Source organism: Amycolatopsis sp. NPDC043885, assembly GCF_056435685.1.
The window spans coordinates 103,000-129,765 of the sequence record NZ_JBWKEA010000001.1; the positions used below are offsets into that span (position 1 = coordinate 103,000).

The 26,766-nt window shown below is 67.7% G+C and carries 28 protein-coding genes; 12 read left to right on the top strand and 16 right to left on the bottom strand.

Annotated features, from left to right (window positions below; all coding sequences use genetic code 11):
- Positions 1–144: 144 nt before the first annotated feature.
- Positions 145–1,248, bottom strand: coding sequence for a DUF2332 domain-containing protein (locus AC069I_RS00490; RefSeq protein WP_478234496.1), 1,104 nt, complete (start codon positions 1,246–1,248; stop codon positions 145–147).
- Positions 1,249–1,281: 33 nt separating this feature from the next.
- Positions 1,282–1,860 (bottom strand): MaoC family dehydratase, encoded by a 579-nt coding sequence (locus AC069I_RS00495; protein ID WP_016331476.1) that lies wholly within the window; start codon positions 1,858–1,860, stop codon positions 1,282–1,284.
- A 249-nt stretch (positions 1,861–2,109) separates the two neighbouring features.
- Between AC069I_RS00495 and corA the strand changes: the two genes are divergently transcribed.
- The 3 genes from corA to AC069I_RS00510 all read left to right on the top strand — a co-directional run bounded on the left by corA (position 2,110) and on the right by AC069I_RS00510 (position 4,859).
- Positions 2,110–3,198 (top strand): magnesium/cobalt transporter CorA, encoded by a 1,089-nt coding sequence (gene corA, locus AC069I_RS00500; protein ID WP_340684437.1) that lies wholly within the window; start codon positions 2,110–2,112, stop codon positions 3,196–3,198.
- Positions 3,199–3,375: 177 nt separating this feature from the next.
- Positions 3,376–4,023, top strand: a complete 648-nt coding sequence (locus AC069I_RS00505; RefSeq protein WP_478228388.1) for a metallophosphoesterase family protein — start codon at positions 3,376–3,378, stop codon at positions 4,021–4,023.
- Complete coding sequence (locus AC069I_RS00510) at positions 4,020–4,859, top strand: chromosome partitioning protein ParB (RefSeq protein ID WP_478228387.1); 840 nt, start codon at positions 4,020–4,022, stop codon at positions 4,857–4,859. The genes AC069I_RS00505 and AC069I_RS00510 overlap by 4 nt, the downstream gene beginning before the upstream one ends.
- A 76-nt stretch (positions 4,860–4,935) precedes the next feature.
- Here the strand turns inward: AC069I_RS00510 and AC069I_RS00515 are convergent, their stop codons facing one another.
- Complete coding sequence (locus tag AC069I_RS00515) at positions 4,936–6,459, bottom strand: MFS transporter (protein WP_478264566.1); 1,524 nt, start codon at positions 6,457–6,459, stop codon at positions 4,936–4,938.
- A gap of 122 nt (positions 6,460–6,581) precedes the next feature.
- Here AC069I_RS00515 and AC069I_RS00520 point away from each other — a divergent pair, with 122 nt between their 5' ends.
- A complete protein-coding gene (locus AC069I_RS00520) occupies positions 6,582–7,259 on the top strand; it encodes a TetR/AcrR family transcriptional regulator (RefSeq protein ID WP_478228385.1) in 678 nt (225 codons plus the stop codon).
- 68 nt (positions 7,260–7,327) lie between these two features.
- Here AC069I_RS00520 and AC069I_RS00525 read toward each other — a convergent pair whose 3' ends face one another.
- Entirely contained in the window at positions 7,328–8,251 is a 924-nt protein-coding gene (locus AC069I_RS00525) for a hypothetical protein (protein WP_478264567.1), read from the bottom strand.
- A gap of 199 nt (positions 8,252–8,450) precedes the next feature.
- Between AC069I_RS00525 and AC069I_RS00530 the strand changes: the two genes are divergently transcribed.
- Positions 8,451–8,651 (top strand): PspC domain-containing protein, encoded by a 201-nt coding sequence (locus AC069I_RS00530; RefSeq protein WP_034313416.1) that lies wholly within the window; start codon positions 8,451–8,453, stop codon positions 8,649–8,651.
- 7 nt (positions 8,652–8,658) lie between these two features.
- Here AC069I_RS00530 and AC069I_RS00535 read toward each other — a convergent pair whose 3' ends face one another.
- The 7 genes from AC069I_RS00535 to AC069I_RS00565 all read right to left on the bottom strand — a co-directional run bounded on the left by AC069I_RS00535 (position 8,659) and on the right by AC069I_RS00565 (position 15,931).
- A complete protein-coding gene (locus AC069I_RS00535) occupies positions 8,659–9,420 on the bottom strand; it encodes an NPP1 family protein (RefSeq protein WP_478264568.1) in 762 nt (253 codons plus the stop codon).
- A 199-nt stretch (positions 9,421–9,619) separates the two neighbouring features.
- On the bottom strand, positions 9,620–10,798 hold the full coding sequence (locus AC069I_RS00540; RefSeq protein ID WP_478234492.1) for an ABC transporter ATP-binding protein: 1,179 nt from the start codon (positions 10,796–10,798) through the stop codon (positions 9,620–9,622).
- Positions 10,799–10,801: 3 nt separating this feature from the next.
- The gene (locus tag AC069I_RS00545; protein ID WP_034313318.1) at positions 10,802–11,644 is read right to left on the bottom strand and encodes a carbohydrate ABC transporter permease; all 843 of its coding nucleotides are present in this window, start codon (positions 11,642–11,644) and stop codon (positions 10,802–10,804) included.
- Positions 11,644–12,594: a carbohydrate ABC transporter permease gene (locus tag AC069I_RS00550; protein ID WP_340684444.1), complete on the bottom strand. Its 951-nt coding sequence runs from the start codon at positions 12,592–12,594 to the stop codon at positions 11,644–11,646. The genes AC069I_RS00545 and AC069I_RS00550 overlap by 1 nt, the downstream gene beginning before the upstream one ends.
- Complete coding sequence (locus AC069I_RS00555; protein WP_340684445.1) at positions 12,591–13,913, bottom strand: ABC transporter substrate-binding protein; 1,323 nt, start codon at positions 13,911–13,913, stop codon at positions 12,591–12,593. Before AC069I_RS00555 ends, AC069I_RS00550 begins: the two co-directional genes overlap by 4 nt.
- Positions 13,914–14,161: 248 nt before the next feature.
- Entirely contained in the window at positions 14,162–14,674 is a 513-nt protein-coding gene (locus AC069I_RS00560) for a YflT domain-containing protein (protein ID WP_340684446.1), read from the bottom strand.
- A gap of 60 nt (positions 14,675–14,734) precedes the next feature.
- Complete coding sequence (locus AC069I_RS00565; RefSeq protein ID WP_478228381.1) at positions 14,735–15,931, bottom strand: acyl-CoA dehydrogenase family protein; 1,197 nt, start codon at positions 15,929–15,931, stop codon at positions 14,735–14,737.
- A 159-nt stretch (positions 15,932–16,090) separates the two neighbouring features.
- Between AC069I_RS00565 and AC069I_RS00570 the strand changes: the two genes are divergently transcribed.
- Genes AC069I_RS00570 through AC069I_RS00580 form a run of 3 tightly spaced genes read left to right on the top strand, consistent with a single transcriptional unit; the run spans position 16,091 to position 17,484 of the window.
- Positions 16,091–16,408, top strand: a complete 318-nt coding sequence (locus AC069I_RS00570) for a DUF4190 domain-containing protein (protein WP_478264569.1) — start codon at positions 16,091–16,093, stop codon at positions 16,406–16,408.
- 31 nt (positions 16,409–16,439) lie between these two features.
- On the top strand, positions 16,440–16,793 hold the full coding sequence (locus AC069I_RS00575) for a DUF4190 domain-containing protein (protein WP_478228379.1): 354 nt from the start codon (positions 16,440–16,442) through the stop codon (positions 16,791–16,793).
- A gap of 49 nt (positions 16,794–16,842) precedes the next feature.
- Positions 16,843–17,484, top strand: a complete 642-nt coding sequence (locus tag AC069I_RS00580) for a DUF4190 domain-containing protein (RefSeq protein WP_478264570.1) — start codon at positions 16,843–16,845, stop codon at positions 17,482–17,484.
- A 216-nt stretch (positions 17,485–17,700) separates the two neighbouring features.
- On the opposite strand, the gene AC069I_RS00585 is transcribed toward AC069I_RS00580, so the two are convergent.
- The gene (locus AC069I_RS00585) at positions 17,701–18,537 is read right to left on the bottom strand and encodes a slipin family protein (RefSeq protein ID WP_478264571.1); all 837 of its coding nucleotides are present in this window, start codon (positions 18,535–18,537) and stop codon (positions 17,701–17,703) included.
- An 88-nt stretch (positions 18,538–18,625) separates the two neighbouring features.
- On the opposite strand from AC069I_RS00585, the gene AC069I_RS00590 reads away from it, so the two are divergent.
- From AC069I_RS00590 to AC069I_RS00605, 4 genes are all read left to right on the top strand, one after another.
- Positions 18,626–19,537, top strand: a complete 912-nt coding sequence (locus AC069I_RS00590; RefSeq protein ID WP_478234487.1) for an aminoglycoside phosphotransferase family protein — start codon at positions 18,626–18,628, stop codon at positions 19,535–19,537.
- 44 nt (positions 19,538–19,581) lie between these two features.
- Positions 19,582–20,880 (top strand): magnesium transporter MgtE N-terminal domain-containing protein, encoded by a 1,299-nt coding sequence (locus AC069I_RS00595; RefSeq protein WP_478234486.1) that lies wholly within the window; start codon positions 19,582–19,584, stop codon positions 20,878–20,880.
- Positions 20,873–21,382, top strand: coding sequence for a DUF1003 domain-containing protein (locus tag AC069I_RS00600; protein ID WP_340684452.1), 510 nt, complete (start codon positions 20,873–20,875; stop codon positions 21,380–21,382). The genes AC069I_RS00595 and AC069I_RS00600 overlap by 8 nt, the downstream gene beginning before the upstream one ends.
- Positions 21,383–21,540: 158 nt before the next feature.
- A complete protein-coding gene (locus AC069I_RS00605) occupies positions 21,541–22,686 on the top strand; it encodes an Mrp/NBP35 family ATP-binding protein (RefSeq protein WP_340684453.1) in 1,146 nt (381 codons plus the stop codon).
- Between the two features lie 81 nt (positions 22,687–22,767).
- On the opposite strand, the gene tatB is transcribed toward AC069I_RS00605, so the two are convergent.
- From tatB to sigE, 4 genes are all read right to left on the bottom strand, one after another.
- Positions 22,768–23,196: a Sec-independent protein translocase protein TatB gene (gene tatB, locus AC069I_RS00610; protein WP_478228374.1), complete on the bottom strand. Its 429-nt coding sequence runs from the start codon at positions 23,194–23,196 to the stop codon at positions 22,768–22,770.
- A 55-nt stretch (positions 23,197–23,251) separates the two neighbouring features.
- Positions 23,252–24,793 carry a S1C family serine protease gene (locus AC069I_RS00615; RefSeq protein ID WP_340684455.1) on the bottom strand — a complete coding sequence of 514 codons (1,542 nt, stop codon included), beginning with the start codon at positions 24,791–24,793 and terminating at the stop codon, positions 23,252–23,254.
- A 539-nt stretch (positions 24,794–25,332) separates the two neighbouring features.
- The gene (locus tag AC069I_RS00620) at positions 25,333–26,010 is read right to left on the bottom strand and encodes an anti-sigma factor family protein (RefSeq protein ID WP_478264572.1); all 678 of its coding nucleotides are present in this window, start codon (positions 26,008–26,010) and stop codon (positions 25,333–25,335) included.
- Complete coding sequence (gene sigE, locus AC069I_RS00625; RefSeq protein ID WP_037332153.1) at positions 26,007–26,627, bottom strand: RNA polymerase sigma factor SigE; 621 nt, start codon at positions 26,625–26,627, stop codon at positions 26,007–26,009. Before sigE ends, AC069I_RS00620 begins: the two co-directional genes overlap by 4 nt.
- Positions 26,628–26,766 lie beyond the last annotated feature (139 nt).

The following is a 26,766-nucleotide window of genomic DNA, read 5'->3' on the forward strand; positions in this document are numbered from 1 at the left end:
AAAAGAAGCGAAAGAGGGGAAACGGATCCCCCCCAACACCGTACCAACATTGTGGTGGGGAGTGGCGGTTCGGGTGAAACCCCGAATCGCCACTCACGACCACCCGGACCCACCACGCCACCGCTGCTGCCAGAGAACAGCCGGCTAGACCGGCAACCAGGTCATCCGCTGTCCGTGCGGCGCCGTCCGGGCCAGCGCCCGTACGTCCGGGACACCGGCGTCCCAGCGGACGAGCCCAAGCACGGCCTGGTCCACGGGTTCGGCGAGATCGGCCCGGCCGGGCACCAAAGGCTCCAGCGCGGCGGCGTAGAACTCCTCGCTGACCCACCACAACGGCCGGTCCGCGGCGAGTTTCCGGAGCGCCGCGAGGAAGTCCGCCCGCCGCTCCCCCAGGTACGCCAGCACGTGACTGGTCAACACGACGAGCGGAGCGTCGGCTGGCAGGGTGGCGGCCGCCGAGGCGAGGTCGTCGACGGCGTCGCCCGCGATCAGCTCCGGCCGTTGCTTGCCCTGCGCCGCCGCGGCCGTGCGCAGGAGCCGGATCCGGTCCGGCTGGTCGGCCCAGACGCAGGCTTCGAGCCAGGCCAGTTCGTCCTCGTCGGCCAGGTCCACCGGCGCGCGGTCGAGGCCGGCGCGGGCGGTGATCGTCAGCTTCTTCGGCACCTTCGGCGTGACGGCGCCGGGCGCGAGGTCCAGCGCGCAGTGCAGGCCGACCGCGGTCTTCGCGGGCCCGGCGGTGAGTTGTTCGCCGCCGTCGCACTGGTAGCGGTAGGCGTATTTGTCCAGGCCGAGCAGCAGGCCCGCGCTGCAGCCGACCTCGAGCAGCGCGATCTTGCCGCCCGCCTCCTTCGCGGCCGTCGTCATCGCGGGGTAGAGCAGCGCGGCACGGCGGACCTCGTTGGTCTGCGTGTACCGCGAGGAGATGATCGCCCGGGCCTTGTCCGCTCGTTCCAGCAGGAACGAGCGGAACAGCGGCCACGTCTCCGAGTCCACGCCGTCGAAACCGCCGACGGACGGGTAGTACCGCGAGAGCGGGTGGATGGGGTCGGCCTGGATGAGCCGGTGCGCCGTCGCCATGAGGAGCGTTCCGCGCGCTTCACCGCCGCGGGCGTCGGTCAGGAGACCGGCGACTTCGTCGTCCTCGGACGCCTTCGCCGCCAGGTGCTCGTACAGCGGCGAAACACCGGCCGCCTCGACCGTCGCGAACTTCCGCAGACGGCTCTTGATCTCATCCAGCCCGATGGGCATCGACGCGCTCCCTCTTCCCGTTCGTGACACCCATTATTCGTGCGGGACAGGACGGCCGGGCTGTTCACCGCCCCTGGTGTCTCCGTAAGACCGCTTCGGCACCATCACCTTGCGACGGAAGACACACACGATCGTGCCGTCCTGCTTGTAGCCGCGGGTCTCGACGTAGACGACACCGCGGTCGTCCTTCGACTTCGACGGCGTCTTGTCCAGCACCTCGGTCTCGCCGTAGATGGTGTCACCGTGGAAGGTCGGCTTCACGTGCTTCAGCGATTCGACCTCGAGGTTCGCGATCGCCTTGCCGGACACGTCCGGCACCGACATCCCCAGCAGCAGCGAGTAGATGTAGTTGCCGACCACGACGTTCTTGCCGAAGTCGGTGGTCTCCTCGGCGTAGTGCGCGTCGAGGTGCAGCGGATGGTGGTTCATGGTGATGAGGCAGAACAGGTGGTCGTCGTACTCGGTGACCGTTTTGCCCGGCCAGTGCTTGTAGACCGCACCGACCTCGAACTCTTCGTAATAGCGACCGAACTGCACCCATTCCTCCTGCACGAGTAACGCGGCGTGAGCCTGGAACGACAGGCCTTCGTGTTGAGGAGTACCCTCGACCATTGGTGTCGGGTCGTCAACGCGACCCACACCACTGCGTAACCGTCCGCCGAGCCAAGGAGGTGAGGAACCCGATGTCGAGTGGCGATAGTCCGCTTCCTAGTAGTCGCAGCGTTTCCGCCTTCACGTCTCGCCGGATCCCCACCTGGCAGGGCTGACGAAACCGGGAACGCTGGCCTAGCCGAGCGGCCCCCCGACCGCTTGGCCCGTCGTCTTCGCGCATCAACGCACGACGTCTGCCCAGGAGATCCCATGCCTGCCATTCCCTCGCTCGGCGGCCTTCGCGGCCGGAGCAACGGCCGCGCCAAGAGCGTCCCCGAACGCCCGCTGCCCGTCCCCCTTTCGGCGTACGTCGTCGATTGCGCGGTGTACGTGGAGGGCAAGCGGCTGCCCGGCCGCTGGACGCACGCCGAGGCCATCAAAGAGGTGCGCAAGCGGCACGCCGGGTTCGTCTGGATCGGCCTCCACGAGCCCGACGCGGTTCAGATCCAGGGCATCGCGGACACCTTCGGCCTGCACGAGCTGGCCGTCGAGGACGCGTTGGAAGCACACCAGCGGCCCAAGCTGGAGCGCTACGACGACACGCTGTTCATGGTGCTGAAGACCGTCCGGTACGTCGAGCACGAGTCGCCCGCGACGGCGAACGAGATCGTCGAGACCGGCGAGCTGATGGCCTTCCTCGGCCGCGACTTCGTGATCACCGTGCGGCACGGGAATCACTCGGGGCTCGCCAGGCTGCGCCGCGAACTCGACCAGGACCCGGAGCGGCTCGACCTCGGGCCGTCCGCGGTGCTGCACGCGATCGCGGACCACGTCGTCGACCACTACCTCGATGTCACCACCGCCATCGAGGCGGACATCGACGAGATGGAGACGCACGTCTTCGCGCCGCGGTCCAAGGTGAGCGCCGAGCAGATCTACTTCATGAAGCGCGAAGTGCTGGAGCTGCGCCGCGCGGTCATGCCGCTGGGCACCCCGCTGCAGCGCCTCGCCGAGGGCTACACGCGGCTGATCCCGGACGAGGTCCGCTCGTACTTCCGTGACGTCTCCGACCACTTGACGACCGTGGCGGAGCGGGTCGCGAACTTCGACGAACTGCTGACCACCCTGGTCGACGCGACACTGGCGAAGATCACGCTCCAGCAGAACACCGACATGCGCAAGATCACCGCGTGGGCGGCGATCATCGCGGTCCCCACGGCGCTGGCCGGGATCTACGGGATGAACTTCGACTACATGCCGGAACTGCATTGGCGTTTCGGCTACCCGGTGGCGATGACGGTCATCTTCGGCGTCTGCATCCTGCTCTACCGAATATTCAGGAAGAACCGCTGGCTCTGACCCCTTCCCGCTTTCGGTAGTACCTGGAGTTCCCCATGCCAAGGATCCTGACCAACCTCAAGTTCTGGGCGCTGGCGTTCTGCGTCGTCTGGCTCGGCATCGTGATCGCGATCATCGCGAAGGACCCCGCGTTCGCGCACGGCCCGAAGTAGCGCGTCCGGCATTACGCTGGAGCGCGTGAAAGCGCTGGTCGTCGCGGACGAGGTCGAAGAGCGGTTGTGGACGTCCGCCGTCCGCAACCACCCGGCCGACCTCGTGATCGGCGCCGGCGACCTGCCGTACGACTACCTCGAGTTCCTGGCGAGCGCGCTCGACGTGCCGTGCGTGTTCGTCCCCGGCAACCACGACCCCGACCTGTCCGGCTACACGCGCTACGGCGGACTGTCCATGAAGGACGGTTTCCCCACCGTGTGGCCAGGGCCGGCGGGCGGAGTGAACGCGGACGGCCGCATCGTCGACGTCGGCGGGCTCCGGTTCGCCGGGCTCGGCGGCTCGGTGCGCTACAACGACGGCCCGAACCAGTGGACACAACGCCAGCAGGCGCGGCGTGCCCGGCGGCTGGTGCGCCGGGCCCGGTTCCGCCGCCGGCGGGACGGAAGGGACGTCGACGTCCTGCTCACGCACGCGCCGCCGCGGCATTGCGGCGACCGCGAGGACCCGCCGCACCGCGGGTTCGACTGTCTCCATCGCACGATCGAGTTGCTGCGCCCGAAGTGGTTGCTGCACGGGCATATCCACCCGCACGGTGAACCCGTGCCGGACCGGGTGGTCGGCGGGACCACGGTCCGCAACGTCGTCGGGCACCGGATCATGGAGTTCTCATGAAGGACACGGGCTTTCCCCGCGCGGACGCGGAGCACGACTTCCTTCGCGCGCGACGGCGTCAGGTGTTGTCACGGCTGGCGAACTGGCTGCGCCGCGAGCCCGACGACGTCAACATCATGCTGCCGTTCCACGAGGTGGTCGACGCGCTCGGCTATCTCGGCGAACGGAAGATCGGCGCGCGAGTGATCCGGCTCGATTCGATCGTCGGCAGCGTCGACCGCGGCCGCGACTTCGACCGCCGCTTCCGCCCGACGTCCGGGCGGGTCCGCGAACGCTGGGAACGGCTGGCGCTCGCCACCCGGCGCGGCGAGCCGATCCCGCCGATCGAGGTGTACCGCGTCGGCGAACTGCATTTCATCATCGACGGGCACCACCGCGTTTCGGTGGCGCACGCGATGCGACTGTCCACAATAGAGGCGATGGTCACCGAGGTGCGGACCAAACTGGACCCGAGCGGGATCCGGTACCGCGGCGACCTGATCGTGAAGGACTACCGGCGGCTGTTCCTGGAACGCGTCCCGCTTTCGGGGCACGCGCGGGCTTCTGTGGTGTTCACGGATCCGTGGGACTACGCGCGGCTCGGTGAGCACGTCGAGGCGTGGGGTTTCCGGCTGATGCAGGACGAAGGGGCATACTCGGACCGAGCGACGCTGGCGCAGCGGTGGTTCGACGAGGAGTTCGTGCCGGTGGTGGCGATGCTGCGGCAGGCGGATCTGATCGGCTCGCGGACGGACGCCGAGGCGTACCTGTGGGTGGCTTGCGAACGGTACCGGCTGATCCGGACGCACCGGTGGGACGACGAGGTCTTCGAGGCCGTGCGATCACAGTCCCGCTGACGCGCTCCGCGCGTGCTATGAAAGGCCCCTTCATTGCAAATTTTGCAATGAAGGGGCCTTTCATAGCGTTCGAGAGCTACATGTGAACGGCGACCGGCGCACCCTCCGAAGTACCTTCGGGAGCCTTCGCCGGAGCACCCGACCGCAGCAGCAGCCCGCAGATCACCGCACCGATGACGAAGATCCACCCGCCCCACACGAAAGCGGTCGTGTAGCTGTGCACTGCCGCTTCGGCCGCCAGTTGCGCCGAAGGCACCTTCCCGGCCGTGAACGACGTCGCCGCGTTACCGGCCAGCGTGCTCAGCAGCGCGGTCCCGATCGAGCCGCCGACCTGCTGCGCGGTGTTGACCGCCGCCGACGCGACACCGGCGTCGTGCGTGTCGACGCCGAAGGTCGCGACGCTCATCGCGGGCGCCATCGCGAGGCCGATGCCGACACCCATGACCATCAGCGGGAACAGCACCCCGCCGGCGTACGTGCTGGTGACGTCGATGGCCGAGAGCCAGAACAGCCCCGCCCCCGCGATCAGCATTCCCAGTGACACCAACGGTTTCGCGCCGAACTTCGGCAGCAGCACGGCCGTCGCCGATGTCGCGCTGGCCATCAGGGTGGCCACCATCGGCAGGAACGCGACCCCGCTCTGCACCGGCGTGAACCCGAGGTTCAGCTGAATATAGAAGGTGAGGAACAGGAAGATCGAGAACATCCCGATGGCGAGCAGGAACATCGCGAGGTACGAGCCGCCGCGGTCGCGGTCGAGCAGCACGCGCAGCGGCAGGAGCGGATGCGAGACCCGCTGCTGGATCGCGACGAAAGCGGCGAGCAGCACGACACCGGCGGCGAGGAAACCCCACACCGAGACCGAGGACCACGAGTCGCGCTCGGCGTTCGCGAAGCCGTAGACGAGCGCGAAGAGACCGGCCGACGCGGTGATCGTGCCCGGGATGTCGAGCTTCGGGCGCGGGCCGTCGGTTTCGGAGTTCTTCAGCAGCACGGCCGAACCGGCGAACGCGATCACCGCGAAGATGATGTTGACGTACATCGACCAGCGCCAGTCGAGGTACTCGGTCAGCACGCCGCCGAGCAGCAGGCCGATCGCCGCGCCGCCACCGCCGATCGCGCCGAAGACCCCGAACGCCTTGCCGCGTTCCTTCGGGTCGGTGAAGGTCGTGGTCAGCAGCGAAAGGGCGGCCGGGGCGAGAAGCGCGCCGAAGACACCTTGCGCGGCACGGGCGACGAGCAGCATTTCGATACTGGTGGCGGCGCCGCCGATCGCGGACACGATGGCGAAACCGGCGAGCCCGACGAGGAACGCGCGTTTGCGGCCGAAGAGATCCGCGAGCCGCCCGCCCAGCAGGAGCAGGCTGCCGAACGCGAGCGCATAGGCGGTGACGACCCATTGGCGGGCGTCGTTCGAGAACTCGAGGTCCTGCTGCGCCGACGGCAGCGCGATATTCACGACGGTGGCGTCGAGGACGACCATCAGCTGAGCGAGGCCGATCATCACCAGGATCAGCCATCTCCTGGCGTGGTGCGGGTTGGCGTGCCGCGCGGCCGCGTCCCCCGGCGGCGTGGCGACAGCGGTGGATGAGTCAGACATACGGGCGGTTTCCTCACCGATAGTGACGAAGAAGCTATGTGGAGTAGGTATCTCCCCTTTCCGCGCCCAAGGTACACAAAAAGTGGAGAAGTATCCTCTACTTCGTTTGTTAAGCTGGACGAATGGCTCGGGAACTCGCTTCTGCCGCACCGGCGCGGCCGCTGCGGCGCGACGCTGAACTCAATCGGCAGCGCATCATCGCGGCGGCACACACTGTCTTCGGCGAGCGCGGGCTCGAAGCGACTCTCGACGACGTCGCGCATCACGCGGGCGTCGGCGTGGGCACCGTCTATCGTCGCTTTCCGAGCAAAGAACACCTGGTCGAAGCCATGTTCGTCGACCAGTTCGAGACGATCCGCGAGTTCGCCGAAGAAGCGCTTCGCGCCGAAGATCCCTGGGAGGGATTCGCAGGCTTCACGTGGCGCGCGGCCGAACTGCACGCCGGTGACCGCGGGTTACGTGAAGTCATGTTGTCGAACGTCTTCGGCCAGGAGCGCGTCGCCGAGGCGAAATCCCGCATGGTGCCGTTGATCACACAGCTCGTCGAACGGGCTCAGGCGGCCGGTGCCCTCCGCGCCGATTTCGTGCCGACGGACATACCGCTCCTGCACCAGATGCTCGGCTCGGTCATCGAGTTCACGCACGGTATCCAGCCGGACCTGTGGCGCCGGTGCCTCGCGATGCTGCTGGACGGCCTGCGCGCCGAACCTGGATGCGCCACCGCGTTGCCGCATCCGCCGCTGGACGTCGAGGCGCTGGACGAGGCGATGTGCTCGTTCCGGCTGCCCAAGCTGCGCTAGCCCCCGCATTTGGTCCTCTGAATGCGGTCCTTGCGCGTGCAACTACCGCATTTAGTCCTCTGAATGCGTCAAGGGAGCTTCGGGAACACCGCGACGGCGACCTCTCGCGCCGCCGCGCAGGTGGCGTCCTCCGGCGCCCCGTCGACGCCCACCACCGAGAGCATCGCCTGCTCGACCCGGTCCGGGGTGCCGGGGATCGGCCGGTGCGTGGTCACCTGGCAGAACGCGCCGGACGTCGTGACCTGGACCTGCCGGCCGCCCAGCGCCTCCGTCGCGCCCGGCGTGGTGTCCGCGCCCACCGACAGCGAGAAGCTGACCTTGCCGCGGATGCAGCTGTGCCCGGACAACGCCGGAGCCGGTTTGGTCTCCGGACCGGCGGCGGCGTCGAGCTCATGCTGGTCGAGCGGCGCGCACGGGGCGACCCGGCCCCACGAACGCTGGTCGAGGTTCAGCCGCCCGACCTTGCGCGCGCCGATCACGCCGGCCGCGCCGTCGACCGTCGCGTCGGCGATCCGGCAGCGGCCGGCCTGATCGGCGGGCGCCGTGTCGTCGGAGGTCACCGTGATGGACAGCCTGATCCCGTCGGCGAAGGTGAGCAGCCGGGTGCATGCGGTGTCTTCGTTGAACGTCGACCGCTGGACGCTGACGCCTTCCGGCAGCGGGCCGGCGTATTCGTACGGCTGATTGTTCGGATCCTGCCCGGAAGTGATCGGGCCGGTGGTCACGGTGTAGCGATTGGCGCCCTCGACGAATTCGAGGCGGCAGAACTCGAAAGACGTCAACGGCGGTTTGACCGCGTTTCCGCCGCCGATCACTTTCCGCTGTTCGACAAGGCTGCAGTAATCGAGCGACGAGTATTCCCCGAGCGCCTCGGAAGCGGTCAGGGCCTCCCCACCCGCCGTGGTCGACGGCGCCACCGCCGGTTCCGGGGTGGAACAGGCCGCGGCGAGGAACAGGCCGCAGAGTACTGCGCTGAGTCTCTTCGAGGGCACCGTAGCAGTATCGTCAAAAGATCGCGGAACACCAGCCCCTACGGGCGAAGAACACAGGAGCCGCCACGTTTTCCCAGGTGACCGCCTTACCGCGATTTCACGCCCTTAAGGGTGCGTTTCGTTCCGCGGTGGGATGCGGCAGGGCCGTCACGAGACGAGAATGGGTTTCACACACCGTGACGACCGAGAGGGAAGTACCGTGACGAACCCCGTAGCCGCCCGCCTGACCCGACCGCGCCAGGGCCGCATGATCGGCGGCGTCTGCGCCGGTCTCGCCAAACGCTTCGGCACCACGCCGGGCAAGGTCCGTCTGCTCGCCGTGCTGTCCTGCCTGCTGCCCGGCCCGCAGTTCATCGTCTATCTCGTGCTGTGGCTCGCCCTGCCCGAGAGCGAGTACTGAGCCGGCCTCAGCCGTTGGGATCGAAGGGGATGCCCGCCGGTTTGGCCTTCCCCAAATTGTGTTCGAAGGCGCCGTCCTTGATCGCCAGGCTCGCGCTGCCGAAATCGGCGCGGACGAGCGTGTCCCGGATACCGGGCGGGAACCCGTCCCAGCTGACGAGGTCCGGGTACTGCCAGGCGTTGTAGTGGTTCTCCGGCGGTTCGGTCGCGCTCGCGATGCGGAAGCAGTGGGTGCTCGCGCCGTCCTTGTGATAGACGATCTTCGGGTGGGTCCCCTCCCAGGAGACCTTGGAGCGGTCGTGAGTGGAGTAGTTGCCGTGCGCTGACGTCGAGACGTACCGGGCCTGACCCTCGTTGACCCAGACGACGACGTGTTCGATGTCGTGCCGGTGCCCGCAGCAGTCGATGCCCGGGACGGCCTGGTCCTTTTCGAAGTAGAGGTCGTAGAGGTGGGCGCACCAGCCGTTGTTGCACTTCGACCGCGCGTAGGAGTTGGTGTTGTCGAGGTCCGACCGGTCGCGGCACTGACCGTTGAGGGCTCCGGAATTCTTGAGACCGGTGGCGATCGCGCCGGTCGGTGAGATCGCGGGCGTCGGGTAGCAGCCGTCGGTGTCGTAGTCGAACGCGGGCTGCCACTTGCTGTCGGCTTCGGTCGCGTTCGCCGGCAAGGCCTGTGGTGGTTCGGCCCAGGCGACGGCGGGGGCGAGCGCGGTGATGAGGACCGCGCCGGCCAGGCCCTGCAGGAGACGGCGTGTCAGCTTCTTCGGCAAGGCAGGCGCCCTTCTCTAGGTACCGTTGCGGGGCTGAGGATCCCCGATCGCCCTGTGAGGCGTACACCGCCGAAGGTGGGGAATTCACGATGTCCGAAGTGGACAACGCACACACGTGACTGAAGGCGTAACTCGCGTGAAGGCCCCCTTCCCTCGGCTGAGCCGAGGGAAGGGGGCCTTCACGCGCCACAGGAGGGAGCTAGTCGGTGTAGGTCAGGTTCTTGCCGCTGGCCCCGTCGAACAGCTTGATCTTGTCCGCGTCGAACCACAGCTCGACGTTCTGGTTCTCCGCCGCCGACGAGGCCGCCGAAAGGCGGGCCACGATCTGCGACTCGGAGCCGGGTACGTCCGAAGAACCGCTGTCGGCGGCGAGATCCGCGAGGTCGGACGACGACGCGGCCTCACCCTCGACCGAGAAGTGCGCGAACTTCTCGGAACCCATCGACTCGAGGACGTCGACGTGGGCGGTGAACGTCGCGCCCTGGCGGGCGGCGGCGTCCACCAGCGCGGCGTCCTCGAAGTGCTCCGGCCGGATGCCGACGATGACCTCACGCGGCGCGTTGGCCGCTTCGACCAGCTGCCGCACCCGGTCGGTGAGCGGGATGTCGCCCAGCGCGCTGCGGGCCGTCCCGTTCTCCAGCGTCGCGGGCACGAAGTTCATCGACGGGCTGCCGATGAACCCGGCCACGAACAGGTTCGCCGGGTTGTCGTAGAGGAACTGCGGCGACCCGATCTGCTGCACGTAGCCGGCCCGGAGCACGACGACCCGGTCGCCGAGGGTCATGGCCTCGGTCTGGTCGTGCGTGACGTAGAGCGTCGTCGTGCCCAGCTGTTTCTGGATCTTCGACACCGACGTCCGCATCTGGCCGCGGAGCTTCGCGTCCAGATTGGACAGTGGCTCGTCCATCAGGAACGCCTTGGGATTGCGGACGATCGCCCGCCCCATCGCGACGCGCTGGCGCTGACCACCGGAGAGGTTCGCCGGTTTGCGGTCCAGGTGCCCGGTCAGATCGAGGATCTGCGCCGCCTCCTCGACCTTGGCCCGTACCGTCCGGTCGTCGACCTTGGCCAGCCGCAACGGGAACGCCATGTTCTCCCGCACGCTCATGTGCGGGTACAGCGCGTAGGACTGGAACACCATCGCGATGTCGCGGTCCTTGGGCGCCTTCTCGTTGACGCGCTGGCCGTCGATGCGCAGTTCGCCGGAGGAGATGTCCTCCAGCCCCGCGACCATGTTCAGCGTCGTGGACTTCCCGCAGCCGGACGGGCCGACCAAGATGATGAACTCACCGTCGGCGATCGTGATGTCCACTTCGGACACCGCGAGGGCGCCGTCGGGGTACTTCTTGGACACTTTTTCGAGAACGATTTCAGCCATGGGTCAGCCCTTCACCGCACCGGACGTCAGCCCCGCCACGATGCGACGCTGGAAGAACAACACGAACAGGATGATCGGGACGGTGATCACCACGGCGGCCGCGGAGATCGTCCCGGTGGGGTCTTCGAACTGCGAGGACCCCGTGAAGAACGACAGCGCCGCCGGGACCGTGCGCGAGGCCTCGGTCGAGGTCAGCGAGATCGCGAACAGGAAGTCGTTCCAGCAGAAGATGAACACCAGGATCGCGGTGGTGAACACCCCCGGTGCCGCCAGTGGCGCGATCACCTTCCGGAACGCCTGCGCCGGGGTCGCGCCGTCCATCTTCGCCGCCTTTTCCAGCTCCCACGGGATTTCCCGGAAGAACGCGGACAGCGTGTAGATCGACAGCGGCAGCGCGAACGTGATGTAGGGCAGGATCAGCCCCGGCCAGGTGTCGAACAGGCCCAGCTCACGTTCGATGTTGAACAGCGGCGTCACCAGCGACACCTGCGGGAACATCGCGATCAGCAGCGACATCCCGACCAGCACCTGCTTGCCGGGGAAGTCCAGCCGCGCGATCGCGTACGCCGCCATCGTGCCGAGGACGACCGCGATCACCGTCGCGATGATCGCGATCCCGATCGAGTTCACCAGTGCCCTGATGAACTCCGTGGTCTCGAAGATGTCCGCGTAGTTCTGCCACGTCCATTCCGACGGGATGAAATTCCCGTCGTCCAAGGTCTCCTTGGTCTTGAACGAAAGCGAGACCACCCACAGCACCGGGAACAGCGCGAACACCAGGACCAGGATGTCGACGAGGCCCCACTTGAACTTGCGGCCGGGAGTGACCGCTCCACCGATCGCCATCAGCGCTTACCCCCATTGTCACTGCCGGGTGCGGCCGTGCCGAACACCTTGATGAAGATGAACGCGATGATCGCCACCGTGAGGAAGATCAGCACCGCCATCGTCGACCCGATCCCCAGGTTCAGGCCCTTGACCAGGTTGTTGTAGGTCTGCATCGACACCGAAGACGTGTCCTGCGCGCCGTTGGTGAGCACGAAGATGTTGTCGAAGATGCGGAACGCGTCCAGGGTGCGGAACAGCAGCGCCACCAGGATCGCGGGCTTCATCACCGGCAGCATCACCTTCGTGAACCGCTGCCACGCCGTCGCGCCGTCCATCGCCGCGGCCTTCAGCAGATCGTCCGGCACCAGCGCCAGGCCCGCCATCAGCAGCAGCGCCATGAACGGCGTCGTCTTCCACACCTCGGCCAGCACGATGATCGCCAGCGATGGCCAGTACTCGGTCAGCGGCGCGCTGTCCGGGAAGAACAGGTTGGCCAGGTAGCCCGTGTCCGGTGTCCAGGCGTAGTACCAGGAGAACGCCGCGACCACCGTCACGATGCCGTACGGGATCAGGGCGACCGTCCGCACGAGGCCCCGTCCGACGAGCGTCCGGTGCATGATCAGCGCCAAGCCCATGCCGAGGACGAACTCGATCACCACCGAAACGATGGTCAACCCCATCGTCGTCCCGAACGCCGTCCACCAGTAGCCGTTGGACAGCACCGCGATGTAGTTGTCGAGGCCGACGAACTCCTGCTGCGCCGGGAACCTGAGGTCGTAGCGCTGCAGGGAGAGCCAGATCGAGTAGATGATCGGATACCCGGTGACCGCGATCATCACGATCGCCGCCGGGGCGCACAGCCACAGCCCGAGCCTGCGTTCGGCCTTCTTTCCTTCACTGAGAACGGGTTTGGCCTTCTTGCCCGGCTTGCTCCCGGTCGCCGTACCGGCGGTTTCCTGCACGGTCACGGGATCACTCCCTTCGACTGGAGCGCGTCGGCGAGTTCTTCCTTGAGTTTCTCCGCCGTCTTCCGCGGATCGATCTCGGACGGCGGGGAAAGCACCTTCGACAACACCGTCGAGGCGTTCTGGTAGGCCGGGGTCAGCGGCCGCACCGCGGCGTCCTTGAGGGCCTCCAGGATCGTTTCCCGCATCGGGTACTTCGTGTCCATACTCGGGTTGTCGTCACTCTGCGGCGCCGTCGCGTCGAGTGGCAGCGTGTCCGTGTAGAGCGATTCGATCGTCGGCGGGACACCGTCCTTGAGCGCGGAGAACTTCTGGTTCTTCGCGCTGCGCAGGCACAACGCGACCTCGTAGGCTTCGGCCTTGTGCTTCGAGGTCGAGCTGACCGCCAGGTTGTAGCCACCGATCGTGGTCTTGGCGGGCTTGCCCGCTTCGAACTCCGGATAGGTGGTCCACTTGAAGTGCTTCAGCTCGTCCTTCTTCTCCTTGGCGTAGGAGGCGTAGACGAACGGCCAGTTCAACTCGAAGGCGGCGTTCCCGCGCTGGAAGGCCTGGCGGACCTCGTCCTCCTTGGAGTTGGTCAGCGACGGGTCGGTGATCCCGGCCGTGGTGACCTTCTTGAGCATCTCCAGCGCCTTGATCGCGCCCTCGTCCATCACGACCGACTTGCCGTCGTCGGAGAGGATCTTGCCGCCCGCCGACTCGACGAGCGTGTTGTAGATGACGACCAGGCCTTCGTACTGCGCGCCGGTGAACACGACGTTCGCCGGCTTGCCCTGCGCCTTGAGCGCCTGGGCCTGCTGGATCATCTCGTCCCAGGTCTTCGGCGGCGTCGGGGTCAGCCGGTCGTCGTACCAGAGCAACTGGACGTTGGTGTTCTTGGTCGCCGCGTAGAGCTTTCCGTTCCACGTGGCGGTTTCGAGGGGACCCGGCAGGACACCCGCGGTCGCCTCGGCCTTGGCTTCACCGGTCCATTCGTCGATCCAGCCCGCCTCGGCGAACTCCGAGACCCAGGTGACGTCCAGCCCCAGTACGTCGAGCGAATCGTCCCCGGCGGCCAGCCGTCGCACCATCTGTTCCCGCTGGCCGTCGGCCGGGCGCGGGAGCTTGTTGTACACGACCTCGTACCGCCCGCCCGAGGCCTTCGTGCAATCGTCCACAACGGACTGGAAATTGTCTTCGGGCGCGTAGTAGACGTTGATCTTCAGCCCGGCATCCGAACCGCAACCCGCCAGCAAGCCGGCCGTCAGCGCCGCCGCGCCGAGTAGCGAGCCGGTGCGGCCTGGTGAGCGGCCCCTCCGGCTCGCGCTCATCCTCTTCCCCATGAGGCCTCCTCACCCGCGCACGCCTGGGGAGCGGCGGCACTAGGACGCGTTGAAGAAGCCCGCGCGCCAGCACCCCGACGTGCTAGTGCTCGGGCGGACACGCTGGAGTACGCGACCGCCCGACTGGTGTTGTGCAACCTATTCCGGGCGATCACCGCCCGCAAGCAGTATCGGTAACGATTCAGCGGACCGCACGACGAACAGGTGAACAAGTACCGCCGAATGTCAGTGGTCTGGACTCGGAGTCATCAGGTGGGACGGCCGCCCAACGCCAACTGGGCGAGGAGCTCGCGCCCCTGTTCGGCCGAACGCGGCTGGCAGAGCACGTCGTAGCGGCCGGCGACCAGCTGGCTCGCGGAGGAGAAGTCGCGACGGGACATGCCGTAGCTGATCGCCGCGAAGACCGTCCACGCCAGGATGCCGAGCACGAGCCCGCCGATCATGGGCTGCCAGGCGAAACCCTGGTTGTTGAACATGCCCAGCAGCAACCCGATGATCAGGCCGAACCACGCGCCGGACACCGCGCCCGTGCCGAGCACCCGGCCCCAGCTCAGCCGTCCGACGACGCGCTCGACGAGCATCAGGTCGACGCCGACGATGGTCACGTCGGAGACCCCGAACTCCTTCTCCGCGAGGAAACCGACGGCTTGCTGGGCTTCGCCGTACGTCGCGTAGGAACCGATCGGCCAGCCGGTAGGTGGTGTCGGCAGCCTGGGCAGCCCACCCGCGGCCCGGCCGCTTCCGCCAAAGGGAGCACTCACGTAATCACCTCTCGCCCATCCTGGTCCATCTTCTCAAGGACGGGCGAAAGGTGCGAACGTTCAGGAGCGGGACTTGTATTCGCGGAGCAGGCCACGGCTGATGATGGTCTTCTGGATCTCGCTGGTGCCTTCGCCGATGAGCAGGAACGGCGCCTCGCGCATGAGGCGTTCGATCTCGTATTCCTTGGAGTAGCCGTAGCCGCCGTGGATGCGGAAGGAGTCCTGGGTGACCTCGGCGCAGTACTCGCTCGCGATCAGCTTCGCCATTCCGGCCTCGACGTCGTTGCGCTCACCGGAGTCCTTGAGGCGGGCGGCGTTGACCATCATCAGGTGCGCGGCCTCGACCTTGGTGGCCATCTCGGCGAGTTTGAACGCGACCGCCTGGTGCTCGGCGATGGCCTTGCCGAAGGTCTTGCGCTGCTGGGCGTACTCGACGGCGAGCTCGAACGCGCGGATCGCGATCCCGCAGGCGCGGGCGGCGACGTTGACGCGGCCGACCTCGACACCGTCCATCATGTACGCGAAGCCCTTGCCCGGCGCTTCGCCGAGGACCTTGTCGGCACCGATCTTGTAGCCGTCGAACACGGCTTCGGTGGTGTCGACGCCCTTGTAGCCCATCTTGTCGATCTTGCCGGGGATGGTGAGGCCGGGCGCGACCTCGCCGAAGCCCTCGGGCTTCTCGACCAGGAAAGTGGTCAGGTTCTGGTGGGCCTTCTCGGCACCTTCGTCGGTCTTGACGAGCAGCGCGATCAGGTTGGAGCTGCCGCCGTTGGTCAGCCACATCTTCGAACCGTCGATGACGTAGCCGTCGTCGGTCCGGCGGGCGCGGGTCTTGATCGCGGCGACGTCGGAGCCGAGGTCCGGCTCGGACATCGAGAACGAGCCGCGGACCTCGCCGGTCGCCATCCGCGGCAGGAAGTGCTGCTTCTGCTCCGGCGTCCCGTGTTGCTTGATCATGTGCGCGACGATGAAGTGCGTGTTGATGACACCGGAGACGCTCATCCAGCCACGCGCGATCTCCTCGACCACGAGGGCGTAGGTCAGCAGCGATTCGCCGAGGCCGCCGTACTCCTCCGGGATGGTGAGCCCGAACAGGCCCATCTCCTTCATCCCCTCGACGATGTCGGCGGGATAGGTGTCGGAATGCTCGAGCTCCTGCGCGCGCGGGATGACCTCCTTGTCCACGAACTGGCGGACCGTGGCCAGGATTTCGGACTGCACGTCGGTCAAGCCGGCGGTCTGGGCGAGGCGAGCCATCGCTGCTCCCTAAATTCGCGCGCGCCGGGCTCCCGGCGCTGGGTTACCGGTGAGTATGACGCCTGCGGAGAGACCCCGCTATGAGCGCAGTCACGCGTACGCCATCCGTGAGCATGCCACTACAGTGACAAGCCGATCACAGTCCGAGGGGGACGAAACGTGGCTCAGCAGCCTTTCGGCGGGTTCCCGCCGCAACAGCAGTACGCCTTCCCGAACCAGGCTCCGGCGCGGAGCAAGGATTCCGGTCTCGCGACGGCCGCCCTGATCTTTTCACTCTTCGGGCTGATCGGGCTGGTGTCCGTGATCCCGGGGATCGTCATGGGCCACGTCGCCTTCGCCAAGGCCCGGCGCGGCGAGGTGGGCGGCAAGGGCATGGCACTCGCCGCGTTCGTCGTCGGCTACTTGATGATCATCCTGTACGCCATCGCGATCCCCGTCGCGCTGAACATCGCCGCGAAACACGGGGCTTTCCGGTAGCGATACGGTCCTCGTCCACGAGGGGACCGGCATGACGAATCCGCATGACCCCTACGGCCGGCAGCCCTACGGTCTCCAGCCGTATCAACCGCCGCCGCAGCAGTACTACGTCCAGCAGACCTACGTGCGGCCGCCGGACCAGGGCATGGCGGTGGCGTCGCTGGTGTGCTCGCTGATCGGGCTGGTCATGTGTTTCCCGGCGATCCTGGGGATCATCTTCGGGCACATCGCGCTCTCGAAGGCCAAACGCGGCGAAGCGGGCGGCCAGGGCATGGCCCAGGCGGGCATGATCATCGGGTACGTCGTCACCGCGCTGTGGTTGATCCCGGTCATCCTGTGGTTCGTTTTCGTCGTGCTCGCGATCGGAGCCGCGAGCGTCTCGTGACCCGTCCCCGGATACGGTGGTGTCCCGCACGAACCAGGGGGCCAACCGGATGAGCAGTTCCGACTCGCAGGACACACCGTCGACGTCGTCCTACACCGACTCGAACACCTTCTCGGACCCGACTTCGGCGCCCGAAACCGTGTCGGGCCCGGCGGAACCGCAGCAGTTCCAGCCGCCGGCGCCCTTCACGCCGCCTCCGCCGTTCGAGCCACCCACTCCGTTCGAGCCGCCTTCGGCCTCAGCGCCGGACCCTGTACCCCCTCCCGACCCGGCTTCCGTTCCGGTTCCGGTCGAGACGTACGGGCAGGCCATCGACCCGCTGACCGCCGAGCCCGTGCCGCCGCCCTACGCGACTCCGGAGCCGTCGGTGTACACGCCCGTGCCGTTGCCCGCCGCGTACCCGCCGCCCCAGCCGTACAACCCGTACGCGGCGGTGGCTCCCCCGCGATCGCAGGACAACGGGATGGCGATCGCCGGGCTGGTGTGCTCGCTCATCGGGATCTGCTCCTGTGTGACGGTGATCGTCGGGCTGATCCTGGGGCACATCGGATTGGCGAAGGCGAACCGCGGTGAAGCGGGCGGGCGTGGCATGGCGCTCGCGGCGGTGATCATCGCCTACGTCGTGATCGCGCTGTACGTCGGTTTCGGCGGCACGATGATCATCCTGGGCGTGAACGGCCAACTCGATTAGCAGCGGGAATGTGGCGGCAGTTGGTCGCAGGTCCGTGAAGGCCTCCTTGCCTACCCTGAAGGTAGGGAAGGAGGCCTTCACGGACTACGCGATCGCCATCCGCAGCCTCAGCAACACCACCAGCCCAGCAGTCTCAGTGGCGGCGCGTGAAGGCGGCGGTGGCCTGGTGGGGCACGTCTCGTGAGTGGTAAGGACGGTTAGAACCGTCCTTACCACTCACGAGGCTTGACCGACATCACCCGGTTCCCTGGGCGCCGGCGCCACCTGACCGTTGGCCTCCGGTTCTTCCGGCGCTCCCCGCTTCGGCGTGTTCGCGTCGAGGAAACGCAGCAGCTCCACCGGGAACGGCAAGACCAGCGTCGAGTTCTTCTCCGCCGAGACCTGCACGACGGTCTCGAGCAGCCGCAGCTGCAACGCCGCCGGAGTGTCGGCCATGGTCGCGGCCGCCTGCGAAAGCTTGTGCGATGCCTGCAACTCCCCGTCTGCCGAGATGACCCGCGCCCGCCTTTCGCGTTCGGCTTCGGCCTGACGCGACATCGAGCGTTTCATCGACTCCGGCAGCGCGACGTCCTTGATCTCGACCCGGTCGATGTGGATGCCCCAGTCCAAGGCCGGGCTGTCGATCATCAGCTCCAGGCCCTCGTTCAGCCGTTCTCGGTTCGACAGCAGGTCGTCCAGGTCGCTCTTGCCGATGATCGACCGCAGCGAGGTCTGCGCGACCTGCCCGACGGCCGAGCGGTAGTCCTGCACGTTGACCGCGGCCAGCACCGGGTCGATCACCTTGAAGTACACGACCGCGTCGACCCGCACGGTGACGTTGTCGCGGGTGATGCCGTCCTGTGCGGGGATCGGCATCGTGACGATCTGCATGTTGACCTTCTGCAGCCTGTCCGCGATCGGCACCAGCAGCACGAGCCCCGGCTGCCGGATGGCCGGGCGCACCCGCCCGAACCGGAACACGAGACCGCGTTCGTACTGTTTCACCACGCGAAGGCTGGCCGCGAGCCACGCACCGCCCGCGACGGCGACCGCACTGAGAATCTCCACCACCATGGCTGCTCCCGGGGTTGTTCTCGCTGTTCACGGTACGCCCGGCGGGTCACGGGGGAAACACGGTGGACAAGCCTGCCAAGGTGGGTTCGTGACCGGTTTCAAGATCCCGCCCAAGTTCCTCGACCGCGCCGCCGAACTTGGCCCCGGAGCCGCCGAGTGGCTCGACTCCCTCCCGTTCCTCGCCGAGAAGTACACCGCCAAGTGGCAGCTCGAATACGACGGCGAGGCCATGCACGGCTTCGTCGGCGTCGCGCAGCCGGTGCGCCGAGCGGACGGCTCCCCCGCGATCCTCAAACTCGGCTGGCCGCACGAGGAATCCGATGACGAACCGCTCGCACTGTCCACTTGGGCCGGTCAGGGCGCGGTTTTGATGTACGACAACGTGCCTGAGGACGGCGTACTGCTGCTGGAGCGGCTCGACGCCACCAGGTCGCTCGAAACGGAGCCGATCCGGGAGGCCGTCGAGACCGTCGGCGCCCTGGCACGACGGTTGGCCGTCCCCGCTCCCGAAACGCTGCAGCGATCCCTTCGCGAGGAAGCCGCGGAACTGGTCACCGAACTCCCGGAGACCTGGAGCGAGCTGGGCGAACCGTTCGATCGCAAGTACCTCGACGCCGCCGTGGAAATCTGCGTGAACCTCGGACCGGAGGCCGGTGAGCTGATGGTGAACGAGGACCTTCATTTCGAGAACGTCCTCGCCGGGGAACGCGAACCGTGGCTGGTGATCGACCCGAAGCCGCTTTCGGGTGATCTCGAGTTCGGCGCGATCTCGATCCTCTGGAACCGGGCGAACGAGTCCACAATGGACGAAAAGCTCGCGTGGTTCGCCGCGGCCGCCGGGGTGGACGCCGAACGCGCGCGGGCGTGGACGCTGGTCCGCGCGGTGCAGAACTGGATCTGGCTGTACGAAGACCTCGCGGAGGGCGCCTCGCCCGAGACCCTCGCCGAAGACCCGGCCTACGCCGCCGTTCCCGGAATCGCCGCCTGGGCATTGCGGTGATCACACGAATCGTCTCGGGCCCCGGGAGCGGATAACCTTCGGGCATGGCAGCCGTGAACAGGGTATTCGCAGCTCAGCTGGCCGGTTTGCCGGTTTTCGGCCCCGATGGTGAATCGATCGGCAAGGTGCGGGACCTGGTGGCGGGCCTGCGCTTGGACCAGCAACCCCCGCGGATCCTGGGCATCGTGGTCGAGCTGACGACGAGGCGCCGCGTGTTCGTGCCGATGTTGCGCGTGACCTCGATCGAGCCCAGCGCGGTCACGCTCGCCACCGGATCGGTGAACATGCGGCGGTTCCACCAACGGCCCAACGAGGTGCTGGTGGTCGGGCAGCTGTTCGACGCGCACGCCACCCTCGCCGGCTCGGACACGCGGGTCACCGTCGTCGACGCCGGCATGGAACCGACCCGGACGCGGGACTGGGTGCTCGCGAAACTCGCGATCCGGGAACGGTCGAGCAGGCTCGGCCTCGGCAGACGGCGCTCGGCGATGCAGGTGCTGCCGTGGGCGGAGGTGTCCGGGCTCGGGCTCACCGACCTGACCGGCCAGACCCAGGGCGCAGCGCAGCTGCTTATGCTGTTCGACACCATGCGCGCGGCCGACGTCGCCGCCACGGTCCGCGATCTGCCGCTCAAACGACGGCACGAGGTCGCCGACGCGATGGACGACGAGCACCTGGCTGACGTCATCGAGGAGCTTCCCGAAGACGACCAGAAGGAACTGCTGTCCTACCTCGCCGAGGAACGCGCAGCCGACATCCTCGAAGCGATGGACCCCGACGACGCCGCCGACCTGCTGGCCGAGCTGGCGCCCGCCGAACAGAACCGGTTCCTGGAGCTGATGGAACCCGAGGAGTCGGCGCCGGTGAAGCGGCTGCTGGAGTATTCCTCCGACACCGCGGGCGGGTTGATGACGCCCGAACCGGTGGTGCTGACGCCGGACGCCACGGTCGCCGAGGCGCTCGCGCATATCCGCAACGCGGACCTCCCGGTGGCGCTGGCGAGCATGGTGTTCGTCTGCCGTCCGCCGACGGAGACGCCGACCGGGCGCTTCGTCGGCGTCGTGCACTTCCAGCGTCTGCTGCGCGAACCACCCGCGGAGATGGTGGCGAGCGCCGTCGACTCCCAGCTGCCCGCGCTGCGGCCGAACGCCACCTTGTCCGAGGTCACCCGCTACTTCGCCGCCTACAACCTCACCTGCGGGCCGGTGGTGGACGCCGAAGACCACCTGCTCGGCGCGGTCACCGTCGACGACGTGCTCGACCACCTGCTCCCGGAGGACTGGCGCTCGACCGGGCTGCACGACATCACCGGCGAGATCACCGAGGAGGCCGAACGTGCCTGAACTGATGTCCGGGCGGCGGCTCGACCAGCCCCGCGGCCAGAGCCGGTTCAGGCTGAACATCGATCCGGACACCTTCGGCAGGCTCACCGAACGGGTCGCGCGGTTCCTCGGCACCGGCAAGTACCTGTTCTGGCAGACGCTGATCGTCATCGTCTGGATCGTGCTGAACCTGGTCGCGGTCTCGCTGCGGTGGGACCCGTACCCGTTCATCCTGCTGAACCTGGCGTTCTCGACGCAGGCCGCGTACGCCGCGCCGCTGATCCTGCTGGCGCAGAACCGGCAGGACGACCGCGACCGCGTCTCGCTGGAGGAAGACCGCAATCGCGCCGCGCAGACGAAGGCGGACACCGAATACCTCGCGCGGGAGCTGGCTTCGCTGCGGATCGCGCTCGGCGAGGTCGCCACCCGGGACTTCCTGCGGGGCGAACTCGACCGGCTCCGTGAGGATCTTGACGCCAAGCCGCGCAAGGCCAAACCCGACCGCGCCCCTACCGGTACTTGATTTTTGCGGATGAGCCCCCGGCCGCGATCCCATCGCCAGGGCGCACGCTGGCCGAACAGGTCACTTCTTGCTCGCCAGGGCGCCCTGCCGCTGTGATCCCGGGGCCTTCGGCCAGGCGGGTCCGTCCAGCTCCGCCTACCGGTACGTAACATGGTGGGGTGACCAGTACGCAGCAACTCCCCAGCGTCGACGATGTCCGCACCGCGCTGAAGGCCGTGTACGACCCGGAGATCAAGAAACCGATCACCGAACTCGGCATGGTCAAGGACGTGGAGGTCGGCTCGGACGGTGTGGTCACCGTCGGGATCTACCTGACGGTCGCCGGTTGCCCGCTGAAGGCGACGTTGACCAACGACACCACCGAAGCCGTCAAGAAGCTCCCCGGCGTCAGCGACGTCCGGGTCGAGCTCGACGTGATGAGCGACGAGCAACGCACGGAGCTGCGAAAATCGCTGCGCGGCGACGCCGCGGAGCCGGTGATCCCGTTCGCGCAGCCCGGTTCGCTGACGCGGGTCTACTGCGTCGCGTCCGGCAAGGGCGGTGTCGGCAAGTCCTCGGTGACGGTGAACCTCGCGGCCGCGATGGCCGAACGCGGGCTTTCCGTCGGCGTGGTGGACGCGGACATCTACGGGCACTCGGTGCCGCGGATGCTCGGAGCGCGGGAGAAGCCGACCAAGGTCGACACCATGATCATGCCGCCCCAGGCGCACGGCGTGAAGGTCATCTCGATCGGCATGTTCACCCCGGGCAACACCCCCGTGGTGTGGCGCGGGCCGATGCTGCACCGCGCGTTGCAGCAGTTCCTCGCCGACGTGTTCTGGGGCGACCTCGACATCCTGCTGCTGGATCTGCCGCCGGGCACCGGTGACATCGCGATCTCGGTGGCGCAGCTGATCCCGAACGCGGAGATCCTGGTCGTCACCACTCCGCAGCAGGCGGCCGCCGAGGTGGCCGAGCGCGCGGGCGCGATCGCGCTCCAGACGCGGCAGCGCGTGGCCGGGGTCATCGAGAACATGTCGTGGCTGGAGACGCCCGACGGGCAGAAGATGGAGATCTTCGGATCCGGCGGCGGGCAGTCCGTGGCCGACTCGCTGTCGAAGTCGGTCGGGTCGACCGTGCCGCTGCTCGGTCAGGTCCCGATGGACCCGCGCGTGGTCTCCAACGGCGACGCCGGGACGCCGATCGTGCTGGCCGAGCCGGACGCCCCGGCGTCGCTCGTGCTCAAGGAGGCGGCGAAGAAGCTGACCGTCCGGGCACGCGGGCTGGCCGGGATGATGCTGAACGTCACTCCCGCCGGCCGCTGACTCCCCCTCTTACGCATTTAGTCCTCTGAATGCGGTACTTGCACACGCAAGGACCGCATTCAGAGGACTAAATGCGTGGGGTCAGGTGGCGTCCGGGTCGACCGGAGGGCGCTCCCCCGGCTTCAGAGGCTCGGGCTGCGAAGCCGTCGCCGGGTAGCCGTTGGGCTTCGAAGCCCCGTTGGCACCGTTCGTCCCGTTGGCACCATTGGTGCCGTTGATGTTGTTGAGCCCCAGCGGATCCGAGTCACCGTCGAACAGGTGCTGGGTGACGACCCGCTTCGGGTCGAAGTTCCGCAGGCCCCTCAGGTCCTCCAGCGGCTTGCGCAGCTGATCGAACTCCGGGCCCATCTCCTCACGCAGCTGCGTCTTGGCCCCGGTCGCGAAGTCGCGGACCTTGCGGACGCTCTTCGCCACCCAGGACGCCGCTTCGGGCAGCCGTTCCGGACCGAGGATGAAAAGACCCGCGACGACGATGATGAGGATCTCTCCCCAGCCGACACTCTCGAACACCCGTGTGAACCTCCGCCTCGGCGTCTTCCCCGTTCAGGGTACCCGGCCGAACTCGCTAGTCCGAGGCCAGTTTCACGTCCACGACAAGAGAAGACCCATCCCGGACAAGGCGGACAGGGACCACTTCGCCGACTTCGCGAGCGCGGACCGCGACGAGCAGTTCCGCCGAGTCGCGCACGAGCCGTCCGCCGACTTCCGTGATGACGTCGCCTTCTTTGATCCCGGCGGAGGCCGCGGGGCCGCCAGGGGCGACGTTGCGAACCTGTGCGCCCATGGTGCTGGAGCCCGCGACGGTCGATGAAGCGTTGATGCCGATGTCGGGATGGACGACCTTGCCGTCCTTGATCAGTGTTTTCGCGATTTTCACCGCGTAGTCACTGGGGATGGCGAACCCGATGCCGATGCTGCCGCCTTCGGCGCTGGAAGAGCGGATCGCGGAGTTGATCCCGACCAGCGCACCGGTCGCGTCGACGAGCGCGCCGCCCGAGTTTCCGTGGTTGATCGCGGCGTCGGTCTGGATGGCCTCGTAGATCACCGGCGCGCTGCCGCCGTCGCCACCGGCGGTCACCGGGCGGTTGAGCGCGCTCACGATGCCCGCGGTGACCGAGTTCTGCAGCGCCAGCGGCGAACCGACGGCGATCACCGAGTCGCCGACGGCGAGGTCGGAAGACTTCCCGACCTGTAGCGCGGTCAGGTTCTTGACGTCGACCTTGACCACGGCGAGGTCGGTTTTGGGGTCGGCGCCGACGACCTTCGCCTCGACGCGCCTGCCGTCGAAGAACACGGCGGTGACCTTGGTGGCCGCGTCGGCCGTCGCAGCGGAGATCACGTGTTCGTTCGTGAGCACGTAGCCCTGGGTGTCGATGACGACGCCGGAGCCCTGCTGGCCCGCGTCGGCGCCGGGTTTGAACACTTCGAGCGAGACCACGGCGGGCGCCACCCGGTGGGCGATGTCAGCGATCGAACCCGCCGGACGCTCCTTGGCCGCGTCGGCTTCGGAGATGCTGGCCTGCCCGGTCAGTTCGGTGCCGGTGTCGGCGAACCACCAGCCGATCAGCCCGCCGGCGGCGCCGATGACCAACGCGACGGCGGCGAGCATCGCCAGCGCCTTCGTCTGCACACGCCGCCCGAAAAGGACCTCCGGAAGGCTCAGCAGCGCACCCTGCGGGCGCTTCGCGTCCTTCTCCTCTTCCGAGTCCTGGTGCACGGCGGGCCCGGCGAGCACCGCGCCGGACGACGGGTCACGCCAGGGATCCGAGGTCGTGGTCCAGAGCGGGCCTTCGGCGCCGTTTGCGGACGGTGCGGAGCCGTTGGTCCCGTGCGGCCGCTCCAGCACGACACCTTCGGCGCCCGGCGGGCGGCGGAAGGCCTCGGCCAGCGATTCCGGCGTGGGGGGCGCGAGGTTCAGCCCCGGCGCGGACTGCCCGTTGGCGCCCGGCTGGTACAGCTTGTCGAAGGCACCGTCGACACCGTGCGGCCTGCCGAACGTGGCCGCCTGCGCCGGATCGACGGCGGGCCTGGCCAGCGGGCGCGGCGCCAGCCGATCCCCCGCCGGGTCACCAGGCTGCTGCGGATTCGCGTTCGGCTGCTCGGTCATCATTCCCCGGGGCTGAGATCAGGTTGGCCGGACGCGAGAGTACGCCAGGCCTTACCCGGGATTCTGCCGTGACCACGGTGAAGTGCGCGTTGATTCCCCGAACCGGCAAGAAATGTGACACTTGAGTCAACTATGTCTCACGCCTGTCCCTCGCCAGCAATGGTCTCAGCAGCCGCCCAAGAAGGAGGGCTTCTCCTTTCAAAGTCCAAATGGTCCTGTTCGCCGCCTCGCTCGTCGTGGCCATCACGCTGAGGAGGCTGACGCGGTCCCGACGCCGTGCGATTCACCGCAAGCGCCGTACGCGGTGAGCTCACCGGGGTCGACAAGGGCGACTGGAACTGCAAGGACGGTTTCTACGAGTACGCCGTCCCGACGCCGCTGCGCGGGGAGGGCGTCGCCCTGCGCCTGGCGATCAACGCCAAGGTCGGACTGTGTTTCGACGACATCGAGATTACGACACCACCGCCGCTGAAGATCAGCAAGGGACTTCGAAGTTCAAGAGCGCGACCATCTGCTTCGTCACGCCCTGACGAAGCAGATCAGCGGGCGGACACCGGCATGGGCACGCTGGACGTGCTCGGGGTCGGCGTGGTGCTGCGCGGCGGTTCCGGCTGGGCGCCGCCGCCCAGCTGCGCGGGCAGCAGCCCGGCGTTGACGCCTTGCGGCGGGGTGAAACCGGTGGCCGGCTGGTCTTCGGTGCCGTCACCCGAGGTCGCGACGAGGGCCAGGGCGCTCAGGACCAGGCCCGAAACGACGACTCCGGCGCCCTGCGCGTACTTCCGCCGGGCGAGACCGAACCGCCCGCCGCCGAGGACGTTCGGCGACTGGCCCAGTGGCGCCGTTGATCCCAACGGCGCTGTACCGCCCAAAACCCCGGTGTCGCGCAGGCCGGCGACCCGGTCGGGCCGCTGGATGGCCACCAGCTGACCGTCGGCGGTCATCGCCAGGTTGTCCGGTGTGCCGGGAAGTTCGGTGTTCTGCGGGATGGAGCACAGGCTGGCCAGGAAACCCGCCGACATCGACGGGGCTCCCGCCTGCTTCACGGCGGCGACGGCCTGGCGCTGCGCGGTCACCTCGGCCGCGCACGCCTGGCAGCGGGCGATATGCGCCGAGGCCCTGTCCTGGGCGCCGAGGGACAGCTCCCCGTCGACGAAGGCGACGATGGCGTCCGGAAGCAGATGCGACTCGGGGAGTCCCCAACCTCGCGGTGCGGTCATACCCCCACCTTCGCAGACTCCTGCGCCGCGGCGCGACGGCGCTCCAAAGAAGCGCGAAGCGCCTGGCGGCCGCGGTGGATCCGGCTGCGCACGGTGCCGAGCTTGACACCGAGGGTGGCGCCGATCTCCTCGTACGAGAGGCCTTCGACGTCGCACAGCACGACCGCGGCACGGAACTCGGGCGGCAACTCGTCGAGCGCGGCCTGCAGGTCCGGGTCGAGATGCGTGTCCGAGTAGACCTGCTCGGGGCTCGGGTCGTCGCCGACGATGCGGTCGGTGTCCTCGGGGAGGCCTTCCATCCGCACGCGCGAGCGGCGGCGGGCCATGTCGAGGAAGAGGTTCGTGGTGATGCGGTGCAGCCAGCCTTCGAACGTGCCGGGCTTGTAGGACGCGAGGGAGCGGAAGACCCGGATGAAGGTCTCCTGCGTCAGGTCCTCGGCGTCATGGGCGTTACCGGTCAGGCGGTACGCCAGCCGGTACACGCGGTCGGCGTGTTCACGCACGACCTCGTCCCACGAGGGCGGCGTCCATGCGGCCTCGTCCACCGTCACCGGCGTGACCTGGTCCGCGTGCTGGTCCTGCATCGTGTCCTGCATCGGGGAAGTAGGCACCTCCATCAGCGTCTTCTCCCAACTACTCCACCCAACGCGGGCGATGAGCACGGTGTTCCCGTTGTCGAGGACCAGTCTGTCCGGCCTGCTTATGTTTCTAGTGAGACTGGACTGAGAGGAGGCTGAGAAGTCGGTACCAGGGAGT